The 12,719-nt window shown below is 68.4% G+C and carries 9 protein-coding genes and 1 tRNA gene; 4 read left to right on the top strand and 6 right to left on the bottom strand.

Going from position 1 to position 12,719, the window contains the following annotated elements; genetic code table 11:
• Positions 1 to 5 precede the first annotated feature (5 nt).
• The 4 genes from GRI72_RS06785 (at position 6) to alaS (ending at position 6,838) form a co-directional block, all read left to right on the top strand.
• Positions 6 to 1,589 carry a DUF4139 domain-containing protein gene (locus tag GRI72_RS06785; protein ID WP_160733155.1) on the top strand — a complete coding sequence of 528 codons (1,584 nt, stop codon included), beginning with the start codon at positions 6 to 8 and terminating at the stop codon, positions 1,587 to 1,589.
• Positions 1,590 to 1,735: 146 nt separating this feature from the next.
• Positions 1,736 to 2,794, top strand: coding sequence for a recombinase RecA (recA, locus tag GRI72_RS06780; RefSeq protein ID WP_160733154.1), 1,059 nt, complete (start codon positions 1,736 to 1,738; stop codon positions 2,792 to 2,794).
• 375 nt (positions 2,795 to 3,169) lie between these two features.
• The gene (locus tag GRI72_RS06775) at positions 3,170 to 4,009 is read left to right on the top strand and encodes a class I SAM-dependent methyltransferase (RefSeq protein ID WP_160733153.1); all 840 of its coding nucleotides are present in this window, start codon (positions 3,170 to 3,172) and stop codon (positions 4,007 to 4,009) included.
• Between the two features lie 141 nt (positions 4,010 to 4,150).
• Positions 4,151 to 6,838 carry an alanine--tRNA ligase gene (gene alaS, locus GRI72_RS06770; protein WP_160733152.1) on the top strand — a complete coding sequence of 896 codons (2,688 nt, stop codon included), beginning with the start codon at positions 4,151 to 4,153 and terminating at the stop codon, positions 6,836 to 6,838.
• Between the two features lie 28 nt (positions 6,839 to 6,866).
• Here alaS and GRI72_RS06765 read toward each other — a convergent pair whose 3' ends face one another.
• From GRI72_RS06765 to cpdR, 6 genes are all read right to left on the bottom strand, one after another.
• Complete coding sequence (locus GRI72_RS06765; protein WP_160733151.1) at positions 6,867 to 7,049, bottom strand: hypothetical protein; 183 nt, start codon at positions 7,047 to 7,049, stop codon at positions 6,867 to 6,869.
• A gap of 66 nt (positions 7,050 to 7,115) precedes the next feature.
• Positions 7,116 to 8,879 carry a cation:proton antiporter domain-containing protein gene (locus tag GRI72_RS06760; protein WP_160733150.1) on the bottom strand — a complete coding sequence of 588 codons (1,764 nt, stop codon included), beginning with the start codon at positions 8,877 to 8,879 and terminating at the stop codon, positions 7,116 to 7,118.
• A gap of 78 nt (positions 8,880 to 8,957) precedes the next feature.
• Positions 8,958 to 10,613, bottom strand: coding sequence for a GNAT family N-acetyltransferase (locus tag GRI72_RS06755; RefSeq protein WP_160733149.1), 1,656 nt, complete (start codon positions 10,611 to 10,613; stop codon positions 8,958 to 8,960).
• A gap of 57 nt (positions 10,614 to 10,670) precedes the next feature.
• Complete coding sequence (locus tag GRI72_RS06750; RefSeq protein WP_160733148.1) at positions 10,671 to 11,891, bottom strand: NADP-dependent isocitrate dehydrogenase; 1,221 nt, start codon at positions 11,889 to 11,891, stop codon at positions 10,671 to 10,673.
• A 216-nt stretch (positions 11,892 to 12,107) separates the two neighbouring features.
• Positions 12,108 to 12,182, bottom strand: a tRNA-Val gene (locus GRI72_RS06745).
• A gap of 82 nt (positions 12,183 to 12,264) precedes the next feature.
• Entirely contained in the window at positions 12,265 to 12,654 is a 390-nt protein-coding gene (cpdR, locus tag GRI72_RS06740) for a cell cycle two-component system response regulator CpdR (protein ID WP_160733147.1), read from the bottom strand.
• Between the last annotated feature and the right edge of the window lie 65 nt (positions 12,655 to 12,719).

The following is a 12,719-nucleotide window of genomic DNA, read 5'->3' as shown; positions in this document are numbered from 1 at the left end:
CTGCGATGCGGCGCGGTGCCATCCTGCTGGCCCTGGCCCTCCTGCCTGGCGCCGCGGGCGCGCGGACCGCGGTGGACGCTTCCGCGCCCGAAGGGCTGGCGGTCACCGTCTATCGCGACCCCGCGCGCGGCGCGGACGAGGCGATGGATCGCGACTGGCCGCGCGGATTCGCGATGATCAGCGAGACGCGCACCGTCACCCTGCCGCCGGGGGAAAGCACGGTGCGGTTCGACGGCGTGGCCGAAGGCATGGTCGCCGTCAGCGCGATCGTGACCGGGCTGCCGGGCGGCACGATCGAGAAGAACCGCAATGCGGAGCTGCTGTCCCCGGCCGCGCTGGTCAACGGCGCGCTGGGCAACAGGGTCACGATCACCCGCACCAACCCCGCCACCGGGCAGACGCAGAGCGAGCAAGCGGTCGTGCGGACCCGGGCCGACGGCGGGCTGGTCCTGCAAACGCGCGAGGGGTTCGAGGCGGTGCGCTGCGCCGGCCTGCCGGAGAAGCTGACGTTCGACCGCGTGCCGGAAGGGCTTTCGGCGCAGCCGGTGTTCTCGATCGACACGCACGATCCCGGCGGCGGGACCTACCGCGTGGTGCTGACTTATCTCGCCTGGGGGTTCGACTGGCAGGCGAACTATGTCGCGACGCTGGGGGCGGGGGACGGGCGCGGGGGCGTGGACCTGGCGCTCACCTCGTGGCTCACCCTGCTCAACGACAATGCCCAGGGCTTTCCCGATGCCGAGCTGATGGCCGTGGCGGGCACGCTCAACGTCGAAAGCGATTTCCAGGCGCTGGCCGATCCCCCGCAGGCGGAGCGGCTGCGCCTGACCTGCTATCCGCTGGGCAGCACGGCCGCCGGCTCGCCGATACCCCGCCGGGTGCCGCCACCGGCCCCGCCGCCGGTGATGGCGCCGCAGGCGGACATGGCGATCGAGGTAACCGCGGCGCGCCGCACCGAAGGCGCGGGCGCCGCGGTCATGGCCGGGGAGGAAGCGCTCGGCGATCTCAAGCTCTACCGCGTGCCCGAACCGGTCACCGTGGCGGCCAAGGGGCTGAAGCAGGTCGCGTTCCTGCGCAAGGACAGGGTCGAAGGGCGCTTCCTGTACGAGGTTGCCTGCCTGCCCGGTGCCGGGCGCGCCGATTTCCAGCCGGCGGCGCGGGTCCTCGAAACGGTGAACGACGCGGATCACGGCCTCGGCCTCGCCCTGCCTTCGGGCGGGGTGACGATCTTCGAGCCGTCGTCGCGCGGGCCGCTGCTCGTCGGGGAGGAACGGCTGCGCGACCACGCGGAGGGGCAGGATGTCGAGATTGCGCTCGGCACCAGCGCGCAAGTGCAGGTCGCGTGCCGCCGCACGAGCGAACACGATCCGGGGGAGGCGCCGCGCAAGTGGACGCGGATGGAGGCGGAGCTGGCCAATGCCCTGCCGATCCCGGTCACCGTGCGGGTTGCGCTCGGCCCCACCGCGGCGTGGGAAGTGCGCGGCCGGGGCACCGGGCAGGTCCGCGACGGGATGCACGAGATCGAGACGAAAATTCCCGCCAATTCGGATCGGAAAATTCGCTGGCGCGTGCGGCGTTCGGGCGAATAATGGCGCGCAACCCCCTGTTTAAACGCAATTAACTGGCCTTCGCGAAGAATGTTTGTTCCGCTCTTGTTCTTATGGAACAAATCGGATACAACGGGCTCCGGTCGATAACGGGATCGAGGCCCTAGGCAAGCGAAGGAGGCCATGCGATGGCGGCGGAACTGAAGCTGGTTGAGAAGGAAAGCAACGTGGACCGTCAAAAGGCACTCGATGCCGCGCTGGCGCAGATCGATCGCGCGTTCGGCAAGGGCTCGGCGATGAAACTGGGCCAGAAAGAGGCGATGCAGGTGGAGGCGATCTCCACCGGGTCGCTCGGGCTCGACATCGCGCTCGGCGTCGGCGGCCTGCCGAAAGGCCGCGTGATCGAGGTGTACGGGCCGGAAAGCTCGGGCAAGACGACGCTGGCGCTGCACGTGATCGCCGAAGCGCAGAAGAACGGTGGCACCGCCGCCTTCGTCGATGCCGAACACGCGCTGGACCCGGTCTATGCCAAGAAGCTGGGCGTCGATATCGACGAACTGGTCGTCTCGCAGCCCGACACCGGCGAACAGGCGCTGGAAATCACCGACACGCTGGTGCGTTCGAACGCGATCGACGTGCTGGTGGTCGATTCGGTTGCCGCGCTGGTCCCTCGGGCGGAGATCGAGGGCGAGATGGGCGACAGCCACGTCGGCCTCCAGGCGCGGCTGATGTCGCAGTCGCTGCGCAAGCTGACCGGGTCGATCAGCCGGTCGAAGACCATGGTGATCTTCATCAACCAGCTGCGGATGAAGATCGGCGTGATGTACGGCAACCCGGAGACGACGACCGGCGGCAACGCGCTGAAGTTCTATGCCAGCGTCCGCCTCGACATTCGCCGCACGGGCCAGATCAAGGACCGTGACGAGATCATTGGTAACTCGACCCGGGTGAAAGTGGTCAAGAACAAGGTCGCCCCGCCGTTCAAGCAGGTCGAGTTCGACATCATGTACGGCCAGGGCATTTCCAAGATCGGCGAGATCCTCGACCTGGGGGTCAAGGCCGGGCTGGTCGAGAAATCGGGCAGCTGGTTCAGCTACGATTCGATCCGCATCGGCCAGGGCCGCGAGAACGCGAAGAAGTACCTGACCGAGAACCCCGAAGTTTGCGACAGGTTGGAAGCCGCGATCCGCGGCCGGACCGACGAAGTCGCCGAGGAGATGATGACGGGTCCGGACGCGGACGACTGACATCCATCGCCTCAAGCGGGTGCGCCCCAGCACCCGGGAAAATGGAAAGCCGGCGCGCGCACCCCATGGTGCCGCGCCGGTTTTTCGTCGGGCAGGGGCGCGGGGTTCCCCTCCCGAAACGGCCACGACGCTGGCCCGCGCGCCGGGATCGCGGCGCTGGGCGCGATGTCGCCTGCCATGCTGCCCGCCGCGCTGCCCCCCTTCGCGCTGCCCCTGCCACTCGCGCACGACGCAGCCGGGCGTTCCCGCGCTGCCCCGGCCACCGGTGCGCGCACAGCGCCCCCGCGCGGCGATATTTCGATTGGCCAGCCGCGTCGCCCGCCCTAGCAAGGGCGGACGCCCGGACGACGCGGCGGGAAAGGGCCGGCACGACGCATGACCGAGAAACTCGAATGGGAAGGGCGCGTCGGGCGCAGCTGGGCCGGCGAATGGCACCGGACCGATCGCAGCTTCGCCGCGCTCACTCGGCGGCTGGTCGCGGCGGCCGCGGCCGAACCGTTCGCCCGCGCGCTCGATATCGGCTGCGGGGCCGGCGAGGTCTCGCTGGCGCTGGCAGAGCGCAGGCCCGATGGGCAGGTCGTCGGGGTCGATGTCAGCGAGGACCTGCTTTCCGTGGCGCGAGACCGCGCCCAGGGTCGCGCCCCGGACCGGGGCAGCGTCTGGTTCGAATGCGCCGATGCCGCCGCCTGGTCGCGGCCCGGCTTCGCGCCGGACCTGCTCGTATCGCGGCACGGGGTCATGTTCTTCGCCGACCCGGTGGCGGCCTTCGCCCACCTGGCCGCGATCGCCGCCCCGGGCGCCCGGCTCGCCTTCACCTGTTTCCGCGCGGCGGCCGAGAACGAATGGGCGCGCGGTCTTGCCTCGCTCCTCCCGGATGGTGCGGGCGCGCCGCCCCCGCCGGGCCAGCCGGGCCCCTTCGCCTTCGCCGATCCGGACCATGTCGAGCAGGTCCTGGGCCGTACGGGCTGGCGCGACGCCACGTTCGAGCCGGTCGATTTCCCCTACCTCGCCGGCGAGGGGGCGGAAGCGGTCGAGGATGCCCTGTCGTACTTCCTCGTCATCGGGCCCGCCGCGCGCGCCGCCGCGCAGCTGGAGGGGCCGGCGCGGGCGGACTTCATCACCCGCCTGCGCGCCTTGCTCGCCGGGTGGGAGAATGGCGGGCGCATCGCGCCGCAGGCCGCGGCCTGGCTGGTGGAGGCCCGCGCCCCGGGATGACGTCGTGGAAATCGCGCCGCGCCCGGTGCAGCCTTCGGCCCCTGCCGTGCACCCTTGGCGACCCCGGCGCCCGTGCAGTGCCGGGGATCGCGGGGCTTAATCCGCTTGTCGCGCGGTGCGCCAGCAACTAACTGCGCTGGCATGACCTCGACCAACGACATACGCCGGTCCTTCATCGACTATTTCGCCGGCCACGGCCACGCCACGGTGCCAAGCGCCCCGCTGGTGCCGTACAACGATCCCACGCTGATGTTCGTCAACGCCGGGATGGTGCCGTTCAAGAACGTCTTCACCGGGCTCGAAACCCCGCCCGGGCCGACCGCGGTCAGCAGCCAGAAGTGCGTCCGCGCCGGGGGCAAGCACAACGATCTCGACAATGTCGGCTATACCGCGCGGCACCACACGTTCTTCGAGATGCTCGGCAATTTCTCGTTCGGCGATTATTTCAAGGAACAGGCGATCGAACATGCCTGGACCCTGCTGACGAAAGAATGGGGCCTGCCGGCGGAGCGGCTGACGGCGACCGTCTATCACACCGACGACGAGGCTTACGATCTCTGGCGCAGGATCTCGGGCCTGCCCGAAGACCGTATCATCCGCATCGCCACCAGCGACAATTTCTGGTCGATGGGCGAAACCGGCCCGTGCGGCCCGTGCAGCGAGGTATTCTACGACCACGGCGACCATATCCCCGGCGGCCCCCCGGGATCGCCCGACGAGGACGGCGACCGGTTCATCGAGATCTGGAACCTTGTCTTCATGCAGTTCGAGCAGTCGGCCGATGGCACGCGGGCCGACCTGCCGAAGCCCAGCATCGATACCGGCATGGGCCTGGAACGGATCGCCGCGGTCATGCAGGGCGTCCACGACAACTACGATACCGACACCTTCCGCGAACTGATCGCCGCGAGCGAGAGCCTGACCGGCGTCGCGGCCGAGGGCGATCGCCGCGCCAGCCACCGGGTGATCGCCGACCACCTGCGCTCGAGCGGCTTCCTGATGGCCGACGGCGTCCTGCCCTCGAACGAGGGGCGCGGCTATGTCCTGCGCCGGATCATGCGGCGGGCCATGCGCCACGCCCACCTGCTGGGCGCGCAGGAACCGCTGATGCACCGGCTCGTCCCCGCGCTGGTGACCGAGATGGGCCAGGCCTATCCCGAGCTGCAGCGCGGCCAGGCCCTGATCGAGGAAGTCCTGCAGCGCGAGGAAACGCAGTTCCGCCGCACGCTGGAAAAGGGCCTGCGCCTGCTGGACGAGGAAACCGCCGGGCTGGGCGAGGGCGGCGAACTTGCGGGCGAAACCGCGTTCAAGCTCTACGACACTTACGGTTTCCCCTACGACCTGACCGAGGATGCCTTGCGCGCGCGCGGCATCGGGGTGGACCGCGAGGGCTTCGAAGCGGCGATGGAGCGCCAGAAGGCCGCCGCGCGCGCTGCCTGGAAGGGATCGGGCGAGGCCGCCGACGGCGAGCTGTGGTTCGACATTGCCGAGCGCGAGGGCAGCACCGAGTTCACCGGTTATTCGGCGACCGAGGGCGAGGGCCAGGTGGTCGCGATCGTGCGCGACGGGGCCGAAGTGTCCAGCGCCGCCGCGGGCGACGAGGTGACCATCCTCACCAACCAGACGCCGTTCTACGGCGAGAGCGGCGGCCAGTCGGGCGATGCCGGGACGATCTTCACGCCCGAGGGGCTGAAGATCGCGGTGTCCGACACTTCGAAGCCGCTTGGCCGCCTCCACGCCCACCACGCGCGGGTCGAGAGCGGTGAAGTCGCCGTGGGCGACAGCGTGCACATGGCCGTCGATGCCGAGCGGCGCGACCAGATTCGCGCCAATCACTCGGCCACCCATCTCGTCCACGCCGCCCTGCGCAACCGCCTGGGCAGCCACGTGACGCAGAAGGGTTCGCTGGTCGCCGCCGAAAGGTTCCGGTTCGATTTCTCCCACCCGCGCCCGCTGACCGCGGAAGACATCGCCGCGATCGAGGCCGAAGTGAACGCGGAAATCCGCGCCAACGAGACTGTGCAGACCCGGCTGATGAGCCCCGACGAGGCGGTCGAGGCAGGCGCGCTGGCCTTGTTCGGGGAGAAGTACGGCGAGGAAGTGCGCGTCCTGTCGATGGGCCGCAAGGGCAAGGGCGACGACGGCCGGGAACGCAATTACTCGGTCGAGCTGTGCGGCGGCACCCATGTCGGCGCCACCGGCGACATCGGGCTGTTCCGCATCGTGTCCGAAAGCGCGGTGTCCTCCGGCGTCCGCCGGATCGAGGCGCTGACCGGCGAAGCCGCGCGCCAGTGGTTGGTCGGACGCGAGGAGGCGCTGAAATCGGTCGCCGGCACGCTGAAGGCCGCGCCCGACGAAGTCGAAACGCGGGTCGCCGCGCTGGTGGACGAGCGCAAGCGGCTCGAACGCGAACTGGCCGAGGCGCGCAAGCAGCTCGCGCTCGGCGGTGGCGGCGGCGCAGGTGCGCCGGCGCAGGGTGCCGCTGAAGAAGAAGTGGCCGGGATCAAGTTCTCCGGCCAGGTCCTCGACGGGCTGGATGCCAAGGAACTGCGCGGCCTGCTGGACGAGGCGAAGAAACGCCTCGGCTCAGGGATCGCCGCGGCGGTGGCGGTGAACGGCGGGCGCGCGGCGATCGCCGTGGGCGTGACCGACGACCTGACCGACCGGCACGATGCGATCGCGCTGGTGCGGCGCGGGGTCGAAGCGCTCGGCGGCAAGGGCGGCGGCGGCCGGCCCGACATGGCCCAGGGCGGCGGCCCCGACGGGGCGGCGGCGGGCGCGGCGATTGCCGCTGTGCGCGCCGCGATCGAGGAAACCGTGTCGGCCTGAGGCCGGGCCGGCTCGCCTGTCGGCGGGTTTACCGGCGCAAGTTGCTGGAATCGCGCGTTTCGGGCTCGCTCCCGCGCGGCAGGTCGCGCCCGCCGGTATCGGCCGGACGATCGGCATCGCGGCCCTGGCCGGACTTCGCGCTGCCGGCGACGTTCTGCGGCTTGAACTTCTCGTCGTTGGGGATCGGCTTGGTCGGGTCCTGGTCGCTCATGCTTTCGTCTCCTTTTGCCCCATCAACGAACGAAGCGGGCAAAGGGTTCTCGCATCCGTCGCGGGGCTACGTCGTCTCGACCGGGCCGGTTCGCAGCTTCGGCTTGTGCTCCAGCGCGCCTTCCTTCTGGATCCTTTCGCGCAGCTCGTCGCGCTTGGCATGGATGGATGCGATCACCGGCCCCATCGCCACGCCGATATCGGCCAGGACCGCTTCGGATAGCTGCAGCGAGCTTTCCAGCGTTTCGGGCACCGCGTGGCTCGCGCCGGCGCGGTAGAGCTCGGCCGCGTGGATCGAATCGCGCGCGCGTGCGACGATCAGCAGGTCGGGATAGTGCCGGCGCACCTTGGCCACGATCCGCTGGGCCAGGACCGGCTCGTCCATCGTCAGGACGAGCGCGGTCGCGCGATCGAGCCCGAGCCGTTCGAGCGAGTCGCGGCGCGAGGCGTCGGCAAATATCGCGTAATAGCCTTCGCGCTTGGCGCGCGCGACGATGTCGGCATCGGAATCGATCGCGACATAGGGCTTGTCGTGCACGGTGAGCATCTGCGCCACCAGCCGCCCGACCCGGCCCGCGCCGATGATGATGACGCGCGGTTCGCCGTCGGGCTGGACGGGCATGTCCACCCCCCCATCCACGCGCCGGGCGATTGCCCGGCCCAGCTTGGCGAGGAGGGGGGTGATCGTCAGCCCGATCGCGGTCACGATCTGCCAGAACTGCGCCGTGCCGGGCTGGATCAGCAGCGCCGAGCTGGCGGCCGCGAGCACGATCAGCGTCGTTTCCGAAGGGCTGGCCATCAGCACCCCGGTTTCCGCCGCCGTGCCGCGCCGCGCGCCCATCATCCGCAGCAGGACGCCGGTGACCAGCGCCTTGAATGCGAGGACGAGGACCACGGCGAGTGCGATCGAGCCGAGGTGCTGCCAGATCGTGGCGAGGTCGATGCTCATGCCCACGGTGATCAGGAACACGCCCAGCGCCAGGCCCTTGAACGGTTCCATGATCGCCTCGACCTCGCCATGATACTCGGTCTCGGCGATCAGCAGGCCCGCGATCAGCGCGCCGACGATCGGCGACAGGCCGACCACCGCGGTCGCCAGGCTGGCCCCGATCACGACCAGCAGCGTCGCGGCGAGGAACAGTTCCGGGCTCTTGGTCCGCGCCGCCTGGGCGAAGAGACGGGGCAGGGCGATGCGGCCGGCGACCAGCAGCACGGCCACCACCAGGCCGCCCTGCCACAGGGTATCGACCAGCCCCTCCCACCCTTCGGCCTGGGCATTGGGGGCCATGGCGCCGAGCATGAAGATGATCGGCACGATCGCGATGTCTTCGAACAGGAGCATGGCCAGCGCCGCGCGGCCGACCGGCGTGTGGGTGCCCGAAATGGGCAGGACGATGGCGGTGGAGGAAAGCGCCAGGGCCAGTCCCAGCCCGACCGCGCCGGTCCAGTACTGCCCCATCATCGATAGCGCGATGGCAAGGCAGCTGCCGATGATCAGCAGCTCCAGCGCGCCCAGGCCGAAGACGAGTTTTCGCAATTGCCACAATCGGTTGAACGAAAGTTCGAGACCGATTGAAAAGAGCAGGAGGATGATCCCGAACTCGGCGAAAGGCTCAAGCCCCTCCGGGTCGCTGATCGTTACGTGCCCCAGCCACGGGTATTCGTAGACCAGCTCGCCCAGCCCGAACGGGCCCACCGCGATACCGATCAGGATGAACCCGATCACGGGGGTGACGCGGAAGCGGGTGAAGACGGGGATGACGATGCCCGCCGCGCCCAGGATGACCAGCGCATCCGATAGCGCGGGGGTCGGTGCGATCTCGCCTGCCATTGCCTTGTCCTAGACCGGGCCGGCCGGCTTGTCACGACGGGGGGCCGGGTGGCCCCGCGCGTGGCCGGCCGCGACCCGTCAGCCGCCGCCGACCGTGTGCGGGCCCAGCGGCTCGCGCCGCGGGCGGGGCTTGCCGGGATGCTTCCCGGCCTCGTCCCATTCGATCCGGTAGAGGTCGAACCGCCGGTCGGCGAGGTTGCGCACCGTCCCTTCGGCCCGGGCCCACGACAGGTCGGCCAGGTTGATGTCGCTGATCGTCAGCGTCTCCACGTTCTCGCTCGCTTCCGCCGCGATCCCGTCGCGTGCGAAGGGGAAGTCGCACGGCGTGAGGATGCAGCTTTGCGCATACTGGATATCCATGTTGGCGACGTTGGGCAGGTTGCCGACATTGCCCGACAGCACGACGAAGCACTGGTTCTCGATCGCCCGCGCCTGCCCGCAATAGCGCACGCGCAGGTAACCCTGGCGGCTGTCGGTGCAGAAGGGGACGAAGATGATCCGCGCGCCTTCGTCGGCCAGGCGGCGGGCCAGCTCGGGAAACTCGCTGTCGTAACAGATCAGCACCCCGATCGGCCCGCAGTCGGTCGGGATCACGTCGATCGAATCGCCGCCGCGGATGTTCCACCAATACCGCTCGTTCGGGGTCGGGTGCACTTTCTCCTGCTCGTGCACCGATCCGTCGCGCAGGCAGACGTAGGCGACGTTGTGAATGTCGTCGTCCTCCATCCGCGTAGGGTGCGAACCGCCGACGATGTTGATGTTGTAGCGCATGGCCATGTCCGACAGGTCGGCCTTGATGCGCGGGGTATATTCGGAAAGCCGCTCAATCGCCTCGACCGGCGAGAGCTCGCGCTCCTCGAAGCTCAGCAGCTGGAGCGTGAAGAGCTCGGGAAAGACGATGAAGTCCGATTCGTAATCGCTTGCGACATCGACGAAATACTCGATCGCGCGCAGGAACTCGGCATAGTCGGACACGGCCCGCGCCTGCAGCTGGCAGGTCGCCACCCGCACCGCCTCCACCCCGCGCGGCAGGCGCTTCTTCACCGGCTGGTCGCGCTCGACGTAGGGGTTGCGCCAGACCATCATGACCGCGTTCGCCTCGGACTTCTTGTCCTCCGGCAGGTATCCGCGCATGATCCGTTCCGGCTCGAACCCGTTGGCGAGCTGGAAGCGCAGGACCGGGTCGTGCAGGCGCCCGGCCACGACCTGGTCGAGGTAATCCTCCGGCCCGTCCACCTTGCGCTTGTTGCGGCGATAGTGGGGCATTCGCCCGGCGAAGACGATCCCGGTCAGGTCGCGCTCTTCGGCGAGGGCGCGCCGTTCCTCGTAAAGGCGCCGCCCGATGCGCACACCGCGCACCTTGGGATCGACGCACATCTCGTAGCCGTAGAGCCAGTCGCCGGTCGGATCGTGCCGGCTGCCGAAGCCGTTGCCGGTGATCTCGTCCCAGGTATGGTCCTGGAAGGCGAGCGCTTCCGCGATCTGCATCGTTGCGCAATAGCCGACGACTTCCTCGTCCAGCAGGGCGACGAAGCAGCCTTCGGGAAAATTGTTGATCTGCCCCCGGATCTCGCCGTGGGTATAGGCGGGCATGTCCTCGTAGACGCGGCGGACGAGCGCGGCGATCCCGCGAATGTCCTTCGCCCGCGCGTTGCGGATTTCCAGCCGGCGCCTGCCGAACCGTTCGGGCGCCTTGCGGCGTGCCGCTGGCTTCTTCCTAGGTGCCTTGGCCACTGGCGGGCTTTCCCCCTTCCTTCATTGCCGGGACAATGCCGGAAGGGGGAAATCGTTTCACTTCCAGTTCGCCATCTCGGTTTCGAGGTTGTTCACGATCGCCTCGAAGAACTGCTCGGTCGTCAGCCAGTTCTGGCCCGGGCCGATCAGCAGGGCCAGGTCCTTCGTCATCTGGCCGCGCTCGACCGTGTTGATGCAGACTTTCTCCAGCGTTTCGGCGAACCGCACGACATCGGGCGTGCCGTCGAACTTGCCACGATACATCAGGCCGCGGGTCCAGGCGAAGATGCTGGCGATCGGGTTGGTGCTGGTCGCCTTGCCTTCCTGGTGCTGGCGATAGTGGCGGGTGACGGTGCCGTGCGCGGCCTCGGCCTCCACGGTCTTGCCGTCGGGCGTCATCAGAACGCTGGTCATCAGGCCGAGCGAGCCGAAGCCCTGGGCCACCGTGTCGGACTGCACGTCGCCGTCGTAGTTCTTGCAGGCCCAGACGAACTTGCCGTTCCACTTCAGCGCGGCGGCGACCATGTCGTCGATCAGGCGGTGTTCGTAGGTGATGCCGGCGGCTTCGAACTTGTCCTTGAACTCGTTGTCGAACACTTCCTGGAACAGGTCCTTGAAGCGGCCGTCGTATTTCTTGAGGATCGTGTTCTTGGTCGACAGGTAGACCGGCCACCCGCGATCGAGGCCGTAGTTCATGCTGGCGCGGGCGAAATCGCGGATCGAATCGTCGAGGTTGTACATCGCCATCGCGACGCCGCTGGACTGGAATTCGAACACGTCGAGATCGATCTTCTCGCCGTCATTCCCCTCGAACACCAGGCGCAGCTTGCCCGCGCCGGGGATCAGCGTGTCCTTCGCGCGGTACTGGTCGCCGAAGGCATGGCGGCCGACCACGATCGGATCGGTCCAGCCGGGGACGAGCCGCGGCACGTTGTCGATCACGATCGGTTCGCGGAAGACCACGCCGCCCAGGATGTTGCGGATCGTGCCATTGGGGCTGACCCACATCTTCTTGAGGTCGAATTCCTCGACCCGCGCCTCGTCCGGGGTGATCGTGGCGCACTTCACGCCGACGCCGTGTTGCTTGATCGCGTTGGCCGCATCGACGGTGATCTGGTCGTCGGTCTCGTCGCGCTTCTGGATCGACAGGTCGTAGTATTTCAGGTCGACGTCGAGATAGGGAAGGATCAGCCGTTCGCGGATCCACTTCCAGATGATGCGCGTCATTTCGTCGCCGTCGAGTTCGACGATGGGGTTCTTGACCTGAATTTTCTGCATGTCTGCCCTGTCTGTTGTCCTGGGAAGGTGTCGAATGGATTTGCGCGGGCTTTAGCAGAGGAGGGGGCGCGCGCAAGGGAAGGGCGGGCAGCCCGTCCCTTGCGCCCCCACGCGGCGCGCGCGGTGCCTTCCGGCCGGATACGAAAAAGGCGCCGTTTTCACGGCGCCTCTTGCGTTCGGTAACGGCCGGTACGTTCGGTCGCGGCCGGGGTGCGATGGTGGGCGTAGGAAGAGTTGAACTTCCGACCCCTGCGATGTCAACACAGTGCTCTACCACTGAGCTATACGCCCGAACCATCGGCGTGCCGCGTCGTGCGGCAGGCGCGCCATCTAGCGACTGCTCCGCCCCCGCGCAAGCCCTGAATCGGGCCCTTCAGACAGTGGCGTGAAGCCGGTCTTCGAAGACCCGTTCGACCTCCAGCACGAGATCGCGCAAGTGGAACGGTTTCGACAGGACTTTCGCCTGCGGCTGCTCGCGACTCGCCTTCAGCGTCACCGCCGCGAAACCGGTGATGAACATCACCTTGGTCCGCGGGCTGACCTCGTTGCAGCGCTGGGCCAGTTCGATCCCGTCCATTTCCGGCATCACGATGTCGGACAGGAGGAGGTCGAAATGCTCCGATTCGAGCAGGGGGAGCGCGTCGGTGCCGCGGTCCACCGCGACGACGTCGAAACCGGCGTTCTGCAGTGCGCGGGAAAGGTAGTCGCGCATCGCCTCCTCGTCTTCGGCGAGCAGGATCCTGAGGCGGTTGGTGATCGTCATGCCCGGGCTGTTATCGCACCCCGCTTAAGAAATCTTTCGCCACGTCGAGACTGCCCTGCTTTGAC

The organism is Pelagerythrobacter marinus, assembly GCF_009827515.1.
Taxonomy (GTDB): domain Bacteria; phylum Pseudomonadota; class Alphaproteobacteria; order Sphingomonadales; family Sphingomonadaceae; genus Pelagerythrobacter; species Pelagerythrobacter marinus.
This window is presented reverse-complemented; position numbering and strand designations above follow the sequence as displayed.

Bases quoted from the DNA above. Each gene is read 5' to 3' on its own strand.
- GRI72_RS06750 (WP_160733148.1), bottom strand. From the start codon at position 11,891: ATGCAGAAAATTCAGGTCAAGAACCCCATCGTCGAACTCGACGGCGAC.
- GRI72_RS06785 (WP_160733155.1), top strand. From the start codon at position 6: ATGCGGCGCGGTGCCATCCTGCTGGCCCTGGCCCTCCTGCCTGGCGCC.
- GRI72_RS06775 (WP_160733153.1), top strand. From the start codon at position 3,170: ATGACCGAGAAACTCGAATGGGAAGGGCGCGTCGGGCGCAGCTGGGCC.
- cpdR (WP_160733147.1), bottom strand. From the start codon at position 12,654: ATGACGATCACCAACCGCCTCAGGATCCTGCTCGCCGAAGACGAGGAG.
- GRI72_RS06760 (WP_160733150.1), bottom strand. From the start codon at position 8,879: ATGGCAGGCGAGATCGCACCGACCCCCGCGCTATCGGATGCGCTGGTC.
- alaS (WP_160733152.1), top strand. From the start codon at position 4,151: ATGACCTCGACCAACGACATACGCCGGTCCTTCATCGACTATTTCGCC.
- recA (WP_160733154.1), top strand. From the start codon at position 1,736: ATGGCGGCGGAACTGAAGCTGGTTGAGAAGGAAAGCAACGTGGACCGT.
- GRI72_RS06765 (WP_160733151.1), bottom strand. From the start codon at position 7,049: ATGAGCGACCAGGACCCGACCAAGCCGATCCCCAACGACGAGAAGTTC.